This is a genomic window from Streptomyces sp. NL15-2K (assembly GCF_030551255.1).
Classification (GTDB): Bacteria; Actinomycetota; Actinomycetes; order Streptomycetales; family Streptomycetaceae; genus Streptomyces.
In genome coordinates this window covers 827593-843798 of sequence record NZ_CP130630.1, presented here as the reverse complement: position 1 = coordinate 843798, position 16206 = coordinate 827593, and the positions used below count along the sequence as shown (strand labels likewise).

Annotated in this window: 11 protein-coding genes and 2 pseudogenes; 11 read left to right on the top strand and 2 right to left on the bottom strand. The window is 70.7% G+C overall.

The window, feature by feature from the left end:
* The first annotated feature begins 99 nt into the window (after window positions 1-99).
* From Q4V64_RS03445 to Q4V64_RS03420, 6 genes are all read left to right on the top strand, one after another.
* The gene (locus Q4V64_RS03445) at window positions 100-2415 is read left to right on the top strand and encodes a hypothetical protein (RefSeq protein WP_124437104.1); all 2316 of its coding nucleotides are present in this window, start codon (window positions 100-102) and stop codon (window positions 2413-2415) included.
* Window positions 2416-2561: 146 nt separating this feature from the next.
* On the top strand, window positions 2562-2867 hold the full coding sequence (locus tag Q4V64_RS03440) for a hypothetical protein (protein WP_124437103.1): 306 nt from the start codon (window positions 2562-2564) through the stop codon (window positions 2865-2867).
* A 304-nt stretch (window positions 2868-3171) separates the two neighbouring features.
* Window positions 3172-3744 (top strand): sigma-70 family RNA polymerase sigma factor, encoded by a 573-nt coding sequence (locus tag Q4V64_RS03435; RefSeq protein WP_124437102.1) that lies wholly within the window; start codon window positions 3172-3174, stop codon window positions 3742-3744.
* The gene (locus Q4V64_RS03430; RefSeq protein ID WP_124437101.1) at window positions 3741-5024 is read left to right on the top strand and encodes a hypothetical protein; all 1284 of its coding nucleotides are present in this window, start codon (window positions 3741-3743) and stop codon (window positions 5022-5024) included. The genes Q4V64_RS03435 and Q4V64_RS03430 overlap by 4 nt, the downstream gene beginning before the upstream one ends.
* A gap of 72 nt (window positions 5025-5096) precedes the next feature.
* Window positions 5097-9698: an FtsK/SpoIIIE domain-containing protein gene (locus Q4V64_RS03425; protein WP_253266664.1), complete on the top strand. Its 4602-nt coding sequence runs from the start codon at window positions 5097-5099 to the stop codon at window positions 9696-9698.
* Window positions 9699-9774: 76 nt separating this feature from the next.
* Window positions 9775-10641 (top strand): hypothetical protein, encoded by an 867-nt coding sequence (locus Q4V64_RS03420; protein WP_124437100.1) that lies wholly within the window; start codon window positions 9775-9777, stop codon window positions 10639-10641.
* A 4-nt stretch (window positions 10642-10645) separates the two neighbouring features.
* On the opposite strand, the pseudogene Q4V64_RS03415 reads toward Q4V64_RS03420, so the two are convergent.
* Together Q4V64_RS03415 and Q4V64_RS03410 are read right to left on the bottom strand one after the other, a co-directional pair.
* A pseudogene (locus Q4V64_RS03415) lies at window positions 10646-11210 on the bottom strand (helix-turn-helix domain-containing protein).
* Window positions 11207-11425 (bottom strand): annotated as a pseudogene (locus Q4V64_RS03410) (DUF1304 domain-containing protein); the annotation flags it as partial. The pseudogenes Q4V64_RS03410 and Q4V64_RS03415, both read right to left, overlap by 4 nt.
* Before the next feature lie 240 nt (window positions 11426-11665).
* Here Q4V64_RS03410 and Q4V64_RS03405 point away from each other — a divergent pair.
* The 5 genes from Q4V64_RS03405 to Q4V64_RS03385 are packed head-to-tail and all read left to right on the top strand — an operon-like array spanning window position 11666 to window position 15992.
* Window positions 11666-13375 carry an ATP-binding protein gene (locus Q4V64_RS03405; protein ID WP_124437099.1) on the top strand — a complete coding sequence of 570 codons (1710 nt, stop codon included), beginning with the start codon at window positions 11666-11668 and terminating at the stop codon, window positions 13373-13375.
* 5 nt (window positions 13376-13380) lie between these two features.
* Window positions 13381-13791: a roadblock/LC7 domain-containing protein gene (locus tag Q4V64_RS03400; protein ID WP_015655861.1), complete on the top strand. Its 411-nt coding sequence runs from the start codon at window positions 13381-13383 to the stop codon at window positions 13789-13791.
* The gene (locus Q4V64_RS03395; RefSeq protein WP_124437098.1) at window positions 13788-14159 is read left to right on the top strand and encodes a DUF742 domain-containing protein; all 372 of its coding nucleotides are present in this window, start codon (window positions 13788-13790) and stop codon (window positions 14157-14159) included. The genes Q4V64_RS03400 and Q4V64_RS03395 overlap by 4 nt, the downstream gene beginning before the upstream one ends.
* Window positions 14140-14745, top strand: a complete 606-nt coding sequence (locus tag Q4V64_RS03390; RefSeq protein WP_124437097.1) for an ATP/GTP-binding protein — start codon at window positions 14140-14142, stop codon at window positions 14743-14745. Before Q4V64_RS03395 ends, Q4V64_RS03390 begins: the two co-directional genes overlap by 20 nt.
* Window positions 14742-15992 (top strand): cytochrome P450, encoded by a 1251-nt coding sequence (locus Q4V64_RS03385; protein ID WP_124437096.1) that lies wholly within the window; start codon window positions 14742-14744, stop codon window positions 15990-15992. The genes Q4V64_RS03390 and Q4V64_RS03385 overlap by 4 nt, the downstream gene beginning before the upstream one ends.
* The last annotated feature ends 214 nt before the right edge of the window (window positions 15993-16206 follow it).

Sequence of the window (16206 nt, the reverse complement as noted above, 5' to 3'; positions counted from 1 at the left end):
TGCGGATCCCCATCTGCGTCTACAGGGCGACCCGATGCGAGGGCGACCACGCATCACGGAATGATTCGCCGCCGAGGACCGGAAGGAAGGACGGAAGACGTGGCTCGAATGACGGTCGACTACGATCTGATGTACGCACTTGCGCGGCGGGTATGGCATCTCCGTGATGAGTTGGAAAGGAAAGAGAAGGAGAAGCGTGATTTTCCGCGCTCGGACATCGGCCCCCGTCAGCAGACGGCCGATTCTCTCTCGGACTTCTACAACGGCTGGCGGAAGTCGTTTCATGACGCCTGGCAGGTCCTGACCGACCTCGGGAATCTGCTCGACCACATCGGCAAGACCCTTTACGACGCGGACGCGAGCGTCGCCGGCTCCACCGCCCAGCAGGTGGCCACTCTTCAACGGCAGCAGGCCGAGGCCGACGTCAAGGCCTACGAGCAGCGGATGGACGCCAAGCGGAAGAAGGTGCAGGCCGACGACCTCCGGATGAGGTACGCCGGCCAGGAGAGGCGCCTGCGGCAGGAGCGGGCCGAGCTGGCGAAGAAGCGCGCGGCACTCGAGAAAAGGCAGGAAGAGCTCCAGCTGCGGCAAATGGAACTGGCGCGGAGGAACGACGTCCTGGACAAGGAGCAAGCGCCGCTGGACAAACGCCAGGAGGAGCTGCAGAAGAAGCAACAGGCGTTGTGGCGTGAGCAGTTGGACCGGCGCAACAGCCAGGAGGCGGCACTCAAAGCCGAACAGGACGCTCTGGACGCGAAGTACCAGGCCCTGTCGAAGGAGCAGGAGCCGCTGCTCAAACGCCAGGACGAGCTGCAGAAGAAGCAACAGGCGTTGTGGCGGGAGGAATTGGACCTACGCCACAAGCGGGAGGCCGCTTTCCTGGCGCAGCAGGCAGTCCTGCAGCGGGAACAGGACAGCTACGACGCCAAGCAGAAATCCCTGGAGAAGAAGCAGGAAGCCCTCTGGGCCGAGCGCAACGCCCTGCTGCGCAAGAAGAATGTCACGCAGGCCGAGTTGGATGCCTGGCAGAAGAAACAGGACGCCCTCACGGCCGAACAGGACACTCTGTGGAAGCAACAGGGTGAACCTCTGCAGAAGAAGTGGGAGGACCTGCAGAAAAGGCAGCAGGAGGAACAGAAGGCGTTCGAGCCCCTGACGCGGAGACAGCAGGACCTGGACAACGAGCAGGAAGCGCTCATCAAGGACCAGGAGCCGCTGGCGAAGCGACAGGACGAACTGCTCGGGGAGCAGAAGGCCCTGTGGAAGGAACACCGCGCCGAGCGGGAAAGGCTGGCAGGGGAGCAGGGGAAGCAGCAGGACGCCCTGGATTCGGAGCACGAGGCCCTGAACAGGGATCAGGACCGCTTCCAGCCGTGGTCGCAGGCCCTGCAGAAGGAGCAGGAAGCCCTGTGGAAGGACCAGGGCGCCAACGACGAGGCGCTGAAGCAGCTCGGCAAGGACGACGAGGCGCTGGGGCAGCGGGAGGAAGAGTTCCAGAAGAACCGTGCCGAGGCCTTCGAGGAACTGGAGAAGCAGGCGCCGTGGAAGCCCGAGAGCGGCAAGCCCGACCCGTTGTACATCAGGCGAGGGCAGGACCCGCATCCGGAGGCGGAGCCGCCGCCCGTGCCCAAGGAGTTCGAGCGGGTCACCGACCACGGCACCATCAAGGTCTCGTACCGACTCGACGACAAGGGTGAGATCAAGCTCGACAAGAGCGGCCAGCCCGTCGAGACGACGACGACCATCACCAACAACAACGGCCTCCGGTACGAGGAGACCACCACCAAGTTGCTGGGAGACGGCGACTACCGGACGGTGACCCGCGGCTCCGACGGCTCCGTCACCAAGGTGGTCATGGACGCCGACGCCCACGTCATCACCAACCCCGAGGGTGGGTCCCCGATCCGCTACGTCGCGAACGAAGACGATCAGATCCTGCAGATCTGGAAACAGAGGCCCGGCGGCGGCGAATGGGAACTCCAGGTGTCGACCGACGACCCCCAGAACACATGGCTGGGCCGCCTCCCCACCCACCTGAGGGTGGACACCCCCGTTGTCGACGAGACCGGGCGTCCGAACGACGGCAAGACCTACACCGAGACCACCAGGACCTTCCAGCCGGACGAGTCCGGCAAACAGACCACCGTGTCGGCCTACAAGGCCTCCGACGGATCCGTCACCAAGGTCATCACGAGCGTCCACGATCACTCCCAGACGCGCTACGTCACCGATGCGAACGGCAACGTCCTCGAGTTCTGGAGCAGAGGCGTCTACGGCCGGGAGGACGGCACGACGTACGTCCACCCGTGGGAGCTGACGGACTCCAGCAGCATTCCTCGGCAGGCGTGGTACGACGAGGTCGGACCCGGGCTCGATCCCGAGGAGAAACGGAAGGCCGACCAGGTCACCCCATGACTCCCTGCGGGCGCCCCCCTCCCCCTACCCAGGCGCCCGCAGGGCCCCACCGGACTGCTGCGACCCCGGTCGTGCGCCGGAGGTTCCACCCATCACCACGTGCGCCGGCCGGTCACGACCGGCGGACAGAAACACGAAGAGGAATCATGGCGAAGCTCCACATCGACGACGAGATGGTCGAAGCCACGGCCACCAAGCTCGACAACGCCGTCCACCACACCCTGGTGCCCCAGCTCCAGAGCCTCCAGAACGAGGTCGTCACCCTGCTCGACAGCGGCCTGGTGCTGCCGGCGAGCCGCCAGGCGCTGGAGGACTCCTACACGGCCTTCAACAAGTCGGTGACAGAGGCGGTGACGAACATTACGCAGTTCGCACAGCAGTACCGGCAGGTCAAGGACAACTTCCTCAAGACGGACGAACAGATCAGGAACAGCATGCCCCCCAGCAGGTGACCGAGGGTCCCGCACGTCCAAGGGGTGCCGCCCCGGAGGAACATCCGGGCCGGCACCCCTTGGGGCATGTCGTCCTATATGCGCTGGTCACGTTCTCATGTAGAACTCCACGTTCACCTCGAAGCCTCTTGCAAGTCGGATCAGCGCACATAGACTCACGCCCCAATAGGAACCGCTCGTTCCGTTCGTGAACGTGCTGGTCACCCCGGGGAATACCCCGAATCACCCTGCTCAGCTATGCCGCACGCGCGGCGCACTACCCGACCGGCTCACGACAGCGACGCCGGCACTGGGGGAGGCACCCATGAGAACGCCCACGACCAGCTCCCGCGCCGCCGGGAGCTCTCACAGACGTGGTGCAAACGCTCCCACCGCCGACGGATTTGTCCGTGAGCTCTACGAACGGCACCACGGCCCGCTGCTGCGCTACGTCAGCGGACTGCTGCGCGGCGACCGGCAGCGAGCCGAGGACTTCGTCCAGGAGACGCTGCTGCGCGCCTGGCTGAGCTCCGCGGACCAGCCACCGGGCTGGTCCGCGTCGCGGGCCTGGCTGTTCCGGGTGGCCCACAACCTGGTGGTCGACTGGACCCGACGCGAGCAGACGCGCCCCGAGTTCCACCAGGAGCTTCTGGAGACCCACGCCGAAGCGGTCGACCCGATCAGCCAGGCGGTTCACCGCTGCTTCCTCGTGAACGCCCTCTCCCGCCTCTCCCAGCCTCATCGCGAGATCCTGTTCTACGTCTACGTGCTGGGCTGGACCGGCCCGGACGCGGCGGACGCCCTGTCCATACCGCCGGGCACGGTGAAGTCCCGCACCCACCACGCCCTGCGGGAGCTGCGCCGGCGCCACCTTCGGCACATGCTGGTGGCGGCATGACGGCGGGCGCACGGGGGCCCGGGCACCTGATCGCGCTGGCCAAGCCCGACAAGTCGGTGTGGACGGTGATCCTCGTCGCCGTCGTAGTGCTCCTGCTGTTCTTCCTCCTGCTGCGGCACGTCGTACGCAAGCACGGCGGCTGGCGGCGGTGCCGGCGACGCGTCGCCAGGGAGCTCGCCCTGACCCGGCAGGCGTTCGGTGAGCCGCTGCGCGCGTACCGGCGCCACCGCCGAGGGGTTCGCACCCTGGCCCGTCAGCTGTCCGACCCCCGCGCCGGACTACTCGTACGGCGGCTGCTGGACGCGGCCGGGGCTGCCCTCGGCACCGCGCCCGGGGCGTTCGCCTACGGGCTGCGGACTCAGCCGGGGTGGGCCGCCGTGCAGATAGCCGCCCGGCGGCTGCCCGAACCCCCCGCTCCGTGGGAGACCGACGACGGACCGGGTCCGCAGTCCTGGTGCCTGGAACTCGACAACTCGGAAATCTCCGTCGACTCTGTCACCGGCGACCACACGGCGGCGCTGCCCGACGCCGTGCCCCGTGCCGGCGCCCGGGTCCGGCCGCTGCCCGTCGCCGTCGGCATGGCGGACGACGCCTGCGTCCACCTCGACCTGGCCGCCGGGCCACGGATGATCAGCGTCGAAGGCGACTCCGCCGCCCGGACGCGCCTGCTCCACGCGCTGGCCGCCCAGCTCGACCGGCCGGGCAGCGGAGCCTCGGTGACCGTGACGGACGGTGTTCACCCCCACCACCACGGGGAGCGGCTCGACACCGTGCTGCGGGAACTGCAGGACACGTTTTCGCAGGAGTCGGAGGAGGCGGTCACCGCCACCACCGGCGTCGTGGTCTGCGCCGACCCCACCCGGGAACAGGCCCGGAAGCTGGGAGCGCTCGCCGCCTCCGGCACCGTCGTCTGTCTCGTCGACGGCCCGGTGCCCGGGCACAGCTGGGCCCTCCGCGTCGACGCCCGGGGCCGGGTCACCGCCCCGGAACTCGGCCTGTACGCGGACTGCGCCCCGCTGAGCAGGGCCGTCGCCGCGGCCGTACGGGTGGACCGGCGTCGCTCGCGCCGCGCACCCGAGCGGCGCGGCCCGGTCGAGCCGGCCGTCGAACCGCGTACGCAACCGGAGCGGCGAGCGCCGGAACCCCACGAGCTCACGGAGGAACCCGCGCTCGCGGCCCCGGCCGCCCCGGCCCGGACCCTCACCGGCCCGGACCTGCTGTCCGAACCGACCACCGCCCGGACCCGCCCCAACCAGGCGTCCTCCACCGGCGACGAGTAGCCCGCAGCCGTACGGCGTTCCGCGCCACGCACCCCACTCCCTTTGCTCACCCCCAAGAACCGAAGGGGAGACGTGAAACTTCTCATCACCACCGTTACCGACGGCGACCCCGCAAGCCGTCAGGACGTCATGCTGAGCGCCGACGCCTCCACACCCGTGCGCGAATTCGCCGAACACCTGGTCCGGATGCGGGCCGGCGACACGGGATCCGCAACGACGAAAGCACCCTCCGCGCCGGTCTGTTACCTGGAAGGCGAAGTACTGCCTCCCGGGGCGCCGCTGGCCGCCACCCCGGTCATGGACGGCAGCGTCATCGGCCTCGGAGCCCCCGTTCCGCAGGCCGGTGCGGAGTACGGGCCCGAGCGCTCCGGGATGCCACAGCCGCAGCGGGTCGACCACTCACCGCTCGTGGAACTGCAGGTGGTGGGCGGACCCGACGCCGGACGGGTGTACGCCCTCGGCGTCGGCACCCACGGCATCGGCCCCCTGGAGGGCTCCGCCGTACCGCTGGAGGGACGCGGCCTTCCGGCCGACGGCATACGGGTCGCCGTACGCCCGGACGGATCCGCCATCGTGGAGCTGCCGGCGGACGGCACGGCCCGGCTGTCCGTCCCGGAGCCGCCGGAACACCGAGGCAAGCCCGACCTCCCCCTGCTCCCCCTCGTGGATGAGGACGAGGACGAAGACGCGGAGGAGGAGCAGGACACCGACGCCTCCTGGGGCACCGTCGCCCTCCCCGACGGCTGGGAGTCCTGGCCCCTCGGCGCCGAGCTCGCCGTCGGCGAATTCCTGCTGCGGTCGGCCGAACCGACCCGCAGGGACGCCGCGGTGGTGCCGTCCGAGGGCGGCGGGGGCCTGGACTACAACCGCCCGCCGCGCATGCTGCCGCACCTCGCGCCCGAGCGATTCCGGCTGCCCGCACCCCCCGAGCAGCCCGGGCGCCGGCCCATTCCCCTCATCATGGCGTTCGCCCCCATGGTCATGGGCATCGCCATGGTCCTCTTCTGGAACTCGTACTACTACCTGGTCTTCATGCTCGTATCGCCGCTGATCATGGCGGCGAACCACTTCAGCGGGCGGCGCCAGGCACGCAAGGACTACGAGGAGAAGTGCCGCGTCTACCGGCTGCGCCGCGGCTCCCTGGAGGAGGACGTCCGGTACCGGGTCGCCAAGGAGCAGCGGCTGCGGACCGACAGCGCGCCCGACCCGGCGCTGGCGGGACTGTGGGCGGTCGGCCCGGGCCACCGGCTGTGGGAGCGCCGCCGCGGCGACCCGGACCACCTCGCCCTGCGGATCGGGACCGCCGAGCAGCTGTCCCTGCTGGGCATCGACGACTCGGCGCGCGAGGAGAACCACACAGCGGTGCACTGGTCCATCCCGGATGCTCCCGTCAGCGTCGACCTGGAGCAGTGCGCAGTGGTGGGCCTGGCCGGGGAGACCGGTCCGGTCCAGGCCCTGGCGCGATGGATGACGGCCCAGGCGGCCACCCTGCACACCCCCCGTGACCTGCGGATCGTCATCCTGACCGACAAGACGTCCCAGGAGTCCTGGGAGTGGGCCTGCTGGCTGCCGCACTCCCGGGACGGTCTGCCCGGATCCCGCGGGGGAGCCGCCACCCTCATCGGCAACGACCCCGAGACGGTGGCCAACCGCGTGGCCGAACTGGTCGCCACCCTGCGCACCCGCCAGCGGGCCACCGAGTCGACCATGAGCAAGGCCCTGCTCAGCGAACCGGACGTGCTCGTCGTGATGGACGGCGCCCGCCGCCTGCGCGACGTCCCCGGCGTCGTCTCCATCCTGAAGGAGGGCCCGGCGGTCCGGATCTTCCCCCTCTGCCTGGACCACGAGGAACGCCTCCTCCCCGAGGAGTGCACCGCGGTCGTCCGCTACGAGAACCAGCGGCTGACCCTGCGCCGCACCGGACAGCCCGACGTCCCCCACATCCGCCCCGACCTGGTCGAACCCGCCTGGTGCGAGCGCCTCGCCCGGGGCATCGCGCCGATCCACGACGTCACCCCGGACGCCTCCGAGGGCCTGCCCGACAGCGTCGGCCTGCTCGACCTGCTGGGGCTGCCGGAGCCCAGCGGCCGGATGATCGCGGCGCGCTGGACGGAGCGGTCGTCGTCCAACTCGCTGCTGATCGGCGCGGGCTACGACGGCCCGGCCGCCTTCGACCTGGTGAAGGACGGTCCGCACGGCCTGGTGGCCGGCACCACCGGATCCGGCAAGTCGGAGCTGCTGCAGACCTTCGTGGCCTCGCTCGCCGCCGTCAACCGGCCCGACGAGCTGACCTTCGTCCTCGTCGACTACAAGGGCGGCAGCGCCTTCAAGGACTGCGTCAAGCTGCCCCACACCCTCGGCATGGTCACCGACCTCGACAGCCACCTCGTGCAGCGTGCCCTGACCTCGCTGTCCGCCGAGCTGATGCGCCGCGAGCACATCCTGGCGGCCGCCGGGGCCAAGGACCTGCCCGAGTACCAGGGCATGCGCCGCCGCAACCCGGGGCTCGCGCCCGTGCCCCGGCTGGTCATCGTCATCGACGAGTTCGCCACCCTGTACCGGGAGATCCCGGACTTCATCCCCGGCCTGGTGAGCATTGCCCAGCGCGGCCGGTCACTGGGCATCCATCTGATCCTCGCCACCCAGCGTCCGGCGGGCGTGGTCAGCGCCGACATCCGCGCCAACACCAACCTGCGGATCGCCCTGCGCGTCACCGACGCCGCCGAGAGCCAGGACGTCATCGACACCAAGGACGCGGTCAGCATCTCCCCGAACACCCCCGGCCGGGCCCTGGCCCGCCTCGGGCACGGAACGGTCGTCCCCTTCCAGACCGCGTACGCCGGAGCCACCCGGCCCGGGGCCGAACCGGCCGCGCAGCCGCAGCGGGCCACGGGGGAGGAGACCCCGCAGATGTGGGGGACCGAACTGCCGTGGCAGCGTCTCGGCCGTGCCGTCGGGCTGCCGGGGCCCGTCGACGAGCCCGCCGTCGCCGCCATGGACGACGAACTGCCCACCGACCTCAACGCCCTCGTCGAAGCGCTGAACGAGGCGGCGGAACTGGTCGGCTGCGCCCCGCAGCCCAGTCCATGGCTGCCTCCGATCGACCAGAAGGTGCTGATCGACGACCTGCCACAGCCCGAACCGACCGAGGGCACCCGGCTCGCCCCCGTGCCCTGGGCCCTGTCGGACCTTCCCGAATCGCAGGCCCAACTGCCGGTCCAGCTGGACCTCGACACCTTCGGGCACCTGTACGTCATCGGCATCCCGCGCTCCGGCCGGTCGCAGGTCCTGCGGACCATCGCCGGGGCGCTGGCCCGCGGCCACTCGGCCGCGGACGTGCACCTGTACGGCATCGACTTCGCGGGCGGCGCCCTGTCCGCCCTGGGCGTGCTGCCGCACTGCGGAGCCGTCGTGCCCCGCAGCGACCTCGAACGGCTGGAGCGGCTGTTCGCCCGGCTCGACGCGGAACTGGAGCGGCGCCAGGAACAATTGACGCAGCATCACGCCGCGAACCTGGCGGAGCTGCGCGAGATCGTCCCCACGGCAGCCCGCCCCGCACACGTCCTGCTGCTCATCGACGGCTGGGACGCGCTCGTCGACCTCATCGCCGAGCACAACGGCGGCCGGCAGATGGACCAGCTCAACCGCCTGCTGCGGGAAGGCGCCGCCTCGGGTCTGCACGTCGTCGCCACGTCCGAGCGCGCCCTGCTGGCCGGACGGGCCGCCTCGCTCAACGACAACAAGCTGCTGCTGCGGCTGAACGAACGCACCGAGTACCAGGCCGTGGGCAAACGCTGGCAGGAAATGCCCGACGTGATCAGGCCCGGACAGGGCTGGATCTCCGAAGGCACCGAGATCCAGGTGGCCCTGCTCGGGCCCGGGGCATCCGGTCAGGAGCAGGCGGAGGCCCTGCGCGCGATCGGCGCCGAGGCCACCCGCCGCGACGCGGGGCTGCCCGCCGCCCGTCGGCCCGTGCGCATCGGCTCGCTGCCCGCGAAGGTGGCCTTCACCGAGGCGTACGAGAAGGTGGCCGAGGAGTTCCGCCGGCCCATGTGGGGCTTGCTGGGGCTGGGCGGTGACGAGGTCGCTCCGGTGGGCGTGGACTTCGCGGACTCCCCACCGACGCTGGCGATCGCCGGGCCACCCGGCTCCGGCCGCAGCACCACGCTGGCGAGCCTCGCGGTCTCCCTGCTCTCCTCCGGGACCCGGCTCGTCGTCCTCACCCCACGGGACTCGCCGCTGCGCGCCCTGGACGGGCATCCGGGAGTACAGCTGCTCACGACACGGACGCCCACAGCACAGGAGTTCACCGCCGCTCTGGGGACCGGCAGCGATCCCCGCGTCGTTCTCGTCGACGACGCCGACCTGTTCACCCTGCCGGACATCGAAGGGGACCTTCGTGCCCTGGTCGAATCCGGCAGGGAGCGTGGCATCGGAGTGGCCGCCGCCGCCACGGGAGACACCATGGCCAGTGCGATGGGCTGGCTGGGTGCCCTGAAACGGCAGCGCAGGGGCGTGCTGCTGGACCCCCAGAGCCTGATGGAAGGCGACATCCTGGGCGTTCGCCTGACCCACGCGAATCTGCGCAACCGCAAGCCCGGCCGGGGCCTGACGGTCGACCCGCGCTCCGGGGGACTGATCAACGTGCAGATCCCCGAGACCAGACTCGACTGACCCCGGGCTGTGCTGAACGTTCCGCGTCGCCGCCGCGTCGGAGGATCAGAGCAACGGCCGAAGAACAGGGGTGGGGATGCGCGGAGGGCTCGTGACGGTGGCGGTACTGACGGCCATGGCGGCCACGGGGTGCGGTGCCGAAGGCGGCGAGGAGGACGTGGTCGAGGACGTGGTCGTCGGGGGCACACCCCCGGCCACGCCCTACAGCGGGCCGCTGTACGTGCCCATGAAGGCCGTGGACGAGGACGACGAGCGGGCCGTGCTCACCGGGTCGGGTGCCGCGGGGCGGGCGCTGGAGTGCGACGGGCCGGTCCACGCGGGCGGCAGCGGCGAGGAATGGGGCGAGGGCGACGGCGGATCGACCCCCGAGGAGGGTCTGAAGCTGCACTTCGACCTGGAGGGCGAGATCCCCCGGTCCGGCTACCGCGTGGAACGCGAGGCGGACGGCCGCGTCCTGTACTCCTTCGACGTGGACGGCAGGACCAAGGTCGCGGTCGTCGTCGCCAAGGACCGGAAGAACCGGCCGGATTGGGGCCCGGAGAGCCACGCCGCCTGCGATCCGGCCGAACTCCCGGCGAGTGTCACCGACTCCTGGAAGGCCGAGATCTGGACCGACGAGGACGGGAACCGGATCCCGACCACCACCGTGAGCAGCTACGCCGGACCCGAACACTGCGACTGGCAGAGCGCCCACTTCCTGTACCTGGGCCGGGGTGAGGACAGCAGCCAGTACGTCCGCGATCCCAAGAGCGTGTTCGAGAGCGAAATGCTCACCGCCCCGTACGACGGCGACGTCCGGATGCCCGACGACGCCCACGACACCGGATACCGCCTGGACGACCGGGAGTTGTGGCTGACCGACGACCGATCCACGGCGTACGTCCGCACACCTGACGGTGTGGAGGCCTGGCCCCGGACCCGGGAGACGGTGGCCTGCGCGTGACCCGTCACCGGCTCGCGTGCAGCGCGACCAGCAACTGCCAGACCTGATCGGCGATGTCCTCGGGGCCGGCGTCGAGCAGTCCGTGCAGCCAGTCGGCCAGCACTCCCGCGAACGTGGCGGCGACCGCCGAAGCCACCAGCGGGGCGTCCGCCGCCCCCGCGAGCTCGCGCTCACGCAGACTGTAGGCGCGCAGATCCCGGTGCAGCACGCGGCCGAGAGGGCCACCTCCGCCCGGGGCCGGCATGGCCCGATACAGCGCGGCATGTGGAGCGAGCGTGGTGAAGAACTCCGCCGGCGCGGGCGGCGCGTGCACCGGGTCGGGCCGTCCACGCCAGGCGTGCAGCGCCTCCACAGCCTCCCGTACGACGTCCGGGCAGGCCTCTACCGCCAGTGCCTCCAAGCCGTCGTAGTGGAGGTAGAACGTGGCTCGGGCTACCCCGGCGCGGCGCACCAGCGCGGCTACGCCGACCCCGGACAGGGGGGCGCTCGGCGCACTCGTCCAGGAGGGCCCGACGCAGCCGCGCCCGGGTGCGCGCGGCCCGCGGATCCTCGGGCTGTTCCCGGTTCATCCGGCGAGCAGGACGGCGCCCAGGGCGAGCGCGCCCGGTAGGGCCTGCGCGAACAGGATGCGGCGGTTCGCGGTGGCGGCGCCGTAGACGCCCGCGACCACCACGCAGCACAGGAAGAACACCTGGGCGCGGAAGCCGGTCGGATCCGCGGCGATCAGGCCCCAGAGCAGGCCCGCCGCGAGGAAACCGTTGTAGAGCCCCTGGTTGGCGGCCATCGGCACAACGCCGCAGGTAAGTAAGGGCATTTGTCGATGTGTGGGTTCCTGGCGGGCAGTGACGGAACCCTCACGTCCGCCTGGACCCTCAGATTGATCCTTTCAGCATCAAACCCGATAAGCTCCCGTTCGGCGCTGCGAGTTGACGCATAAGCGGTCGCTCCTCTCGTGGTGCGTACTCATGAGTGCGGTCCCCCTTGCCCACCCCCCCCGTTCGATCGTGTTGCTCGAAGGATGCAGATGGAACTCGCCACTCCGCCCCCGGCGGCGCGGGCCCCTGTCGCCTGGTACAGCTGGTGGTTGCTGCCGCTGGCCTTAGGCGGCGGGACGGTTACCGCCACGTTCATGAGCTCCGAGCGAATAACCGTGGCCGTCGCGGGTGCCGCCGCGACGGCGGCCGGCGCCGTGTGCGTACGCCTGCTCGTCCGCACGCGCGGCCAACTGCAGCGGGCGGAGAGCTCCTTCCGCACCTCGCAGGCCGAGCACTCCCAGCAGTGGCAGCAGCACGTGGCCGGGCTGGAGCGGAAGTACTCGGCCGAACGCGCCGCCCAGGAGGCGCAGTTCGCCGACCAGGCGGGCGCCTACGAGGTGCAACTCGTCGAGCAGTCGCGGACCTTCGAGGAACGCATCGCCGAGCAGACCCAGGCGTACGAGGAACGGCTGGCAGACCAGGCCAAGTCCTACGAGACCCAGCTCACCGACCAGGCCGAGGTCTGGCAGGAGCAGCTGGCGCACCAGCAGGACGCCGTCGCCCGCCTCGCCGACGAGCAACTGCCGGACGCGCTCAAGCGCCTGCGGGAGGGCGAGGCCATCGACGACCTCCTGCCCACCACCAACCAGTGCGCGAAGGTCAACGCCGACCTCCAGGCCGAACTCCGCAAGATCCTCAGGACCGCCCTGATCGGCGTCGAGGAGGAGTTCAACCGGTCGACCTCAGCCGAGCAGGCCGTCATCAGCATCGGCAACCGCATTCACGTGCTGACCAGCAAGCTCCGCGGTCGCCTGCACGAGATGCAGGGCGAGCACGGACGCCTGCCGGCCGTCGCCCGCGGTCTGATGGAACTCGACCAGGAGATCGGCCCCGCCGACTGTCTCGCCGCCAGCATCGGCGTGCTGGGCGGCTCGGACCGGCCCGGCCGGCAGTGGCAGGAGCCGCAGCGCCTGCTGAGCGTGGTGCGCGGTGGCATCGGCCGGATCAAGGACTTCCACCGGATCGAGGTGCGCCAGCTGCCCGAACTCGGCGTCGACGGCGGCCTGGTGGACCACCTCACGCTGATCTTCGCCCACCTGCTCGACAACGCGGCCCGCTACTCGCCGCCCACCGAGCCGGTGGTCGTCTCCGGCAAGGAGGTCCCCAACGGCGTCGGCATCGAGATCCAGGACTCCGGCAAGGGCCTGAGCGAGGAGAAGAGGCGCGAGGCCGAGCACGCCCTCGGGGGCACCGGGACCGGCCCGGGCATCGGCGGCATCTCCGAGGACGCCAGCATCGGCCTGCGAGTCGTCGGAGCCCTCGCCCGCCGTTACGGCATCCGCGTCACCTTCGCGGACTCGCCCTGGCTCGGTACCTCCGTGGTCGTCGTGGTACCGCACAAGTACTTCAGCCAGCTGCCCGCGGCGGTCCCCGCGGCCACCGCCCCGGTGACCCAGGCCGCAGCGGCGGCTCCGTCCCGTGGACCGGCCGCCGTCGAGACCGAGGTCGAGACGACCGACGCCGTGGACACCACGCCCGGCGGACTGCCCCGGCGCAGGAGCAAGCGGAACGAGGAGGTGTCGCACCAGTCGGCCGAGCGCACCGAGCGGACCGAGGAGACGGGAGTCTTGGCCGTCCCGCCGGACGCGTCCTTCACCGGCCTGGCCGCTTTCGCCACCGCGGGACGCGAGCCCACGGAGGCAGACGGTACGGCCGACGGCCGCGAGTCCGCAGAGCCCCGCACTGAAGAGAGCGACTAGCCCCCATGACGCAACAGGGAACAGACGTGAGCTGGGCGCTGCGCGATCTGGTGGAGTCCATCCCGGAGATCCGCTTCGCCCTCGTGGCCTCCAGCGACGGCAAGGCCATCACCTCCTACGGTGCCGAAGACCCCGACGACGTGGACCGTTTCGCGGCCGTGGTGGCCGGACTGCAGGCGCTGGCCCAGCCGGTGGCCGAGCAGTTCCCCAAATACGCGGGGCAGCTGCGGCTGGCGATGATCGAGGTCGACGGCGGCCACCTCTTCGTCGTTCGCGCGGGTGTGGAGACGTATCTCGGTGTCCTCGCCAGGGAAGGCCTCGACCAGGGCCTGCTGGGACACCAGATGAGGGATCTCGCCCGCAGGATGGGCGAACTCCTCGGCACCACTCCGCGCCTGGAGGAGCACTCTGGATGAGTGCTCCCCGCCGGCCCACGGACCCGTCCGGTCTCGAGCGCTACTACGTCCTGACCGGGGGACGTAGCGGACCGGGCGGTTCGGCGTCGAGTCTCGACGTGGCTACCCTCATCGTCTCCCGCGCCGCCCCCCTCCCGGGCATGCAGCACGAGCACGAGGAGATTCTCCGGCGCTGCCGCGACCCGCTGTCCGTGGCCGAACTCGGCGCCCACCTCGGATTGCCGTTCAACATTCTCGCGGTGCTGCTGGCGGATCTGCTCGAGGCAGGCCGCGTCGAAGCCCGTGACCCCATCCCGGCGCACCACGCGGGTCGCGGGCCCGACCTCGCGCTCCTTGAGGAGGTACTCAGTGGACTTGAAAGGCTTTGACCATCCCGGCGGCCCGGAGGCCGGGGGCACCCGCTCGGTGAAGGTGATGATCGCCGGCGGTTTCGGCACCGGCAAGACCACCATGGTCCGCTCGGTCAGTGACATCAAGCCGCTCACCACCGAGGAGACCCTCACCCAGGCCAGCGCCGGCGTCGACCACCTCATCGGCGTCGCCGACAAGACGGAGACCACCGTCAGCCTGGACTTCGGCAAGATCGGCATCAACGAGCAGCTGGTGCTCTACCTCTTCGGCACGCCGGGCCAGGAACGCTTCTGGTTCCTGTGGAACGGCCTGTTCAAGGGCGCGCTCGGCGCGGTCGTCCTGGTGGACACCCGCCGGCTCGCCTCCAGCTTCCGGGCGATCGAGGAGATGGAGCGGCAGAACGTCCCGTTCGTCATCGCCCTGAACGTCTTCCCGGACTCCAAGGAGCACCCCATCGAAGAGATCCGGGACGCGTTGGACATCTCCCCGCACACCCCGGTCGTGGCCTGCGACGCCCGCGACCGGGCCTCCAGCCGTGACGTACTCGTCGCCCTGATACGTCACTTGAAGGAACGCTCCGCCGTCGCACTGGAGTCCCGATGAGCGACCAGACCTTAAACGGCCCCGACACCCCACGCGGCTGCCCGGTCGCGCACGGCGGGGCCGATCTCGCCCGGCTGTACGGGCCGGAGGCGGCGACCGACCCGCTCGGCATCTACGAGCGGCTGCGCAAGGAGCACGGGTCCGTGGCGCCGGTGCTGCTGGAGGGTGACGTCCCCGCCTGGCTGGTCCTCGGCTACCGCGACAACCGGCGGGTGCTGGACAATCCGCGCCAGTTCAGCCGGGACGCGCGGATCTGGCGGGACTGGCGGGAGGGGCGTGTTTCCGAGACGTCACCGTTGATCCCGATGGTCGGCTGGCGGCCCGACTGCGTCTCCCAGGACGGCGAACCGCACCGCCGGTTGCGCGGCGCGGTCACGGACGGGCTGCTCGCGGCGTCCAGCCGCGGCGTGCGGCGACACGCCACGTACTTCGCGAACAAACAGATCGACGCGTTCGCCGACGCCGGGCGCGCCGACCTGGTGGCCGACTACGCCGAACACCTGCCGATGCTCGTGCTCACCCGAATCCTGGGCCTTCCCACGGCGGACGGGCTACGCCTGGTCGAGTCGTGCGCCCACGTTTTCAAAGGCGGCGAGGGCGCCCTCGAGCACAACGACCGGATCATGCACATCCTCGCGGAACTCGCCGAGCGCAAGCGGGCCGAGCCGGGCTCCGACTTCGCCACGGCCCTGCTGGAGCACCCGGCCGGCCTCGACCACGACGAGGTCGTCAGCCATCTGCGCCTGGTGCTGATCGCCGCGCACACCACCACCAGCAACCTGCTGGCCCGCGTCCTGCAACTGGTCCTCACCGACGCTGCCCGGCTGTCGGGTCTGGTCAGCGGGCAGATGAACATCTCCTCGGTGGTGGAGGAGGTCATGTGGGAGACCCCGCCGCTGTCGGTGTTGCCGGGCCGGTTCGCGACCGCCGACCTGGAGCTCGGAGGCCATCACATCCAGGAGGGAGAACTGCTCATCCTGGGCCTGGCCGCCGGCAATCTCGACCCGGAGGTACGGCCCGACTCGGCCGTCGCCCTGCAGGGCAACCAGTCGCACCTGGCGTTCAGCGCCGGACCGCACGAGTGCCCGGGGCAGAACATCGGCCAGTCCATCATCGAGATCGGCGTGAACGTCCTGCTGCACCGGCTGCCGGACCTGCGCCTGGCCGTGTCGTCGGAGGAGCTCTCCTCGACCGCCTCCACCTGGGAGTCCCGGCTCGACAGCCTGCCGGTCGAGTTCTCCGTCTGACACCACCGCAGCCCGGCCGGACCTCCGGCCGGGCAGCGCCGTCTCCTCACACGGCCGACAGGCCGTCCACCGAGGCGCGCCCGGCCGGTCGGCCGAGGCCACCGGGCCCTCCTCGGCCGCGGCGTAGCGGCCGGTGACCAGCGCCCACTCGTCACCCGGACGGGCCGGATCGCACCTGTCCAAACCGTTCCGACAGACGCATACTCGGTACACG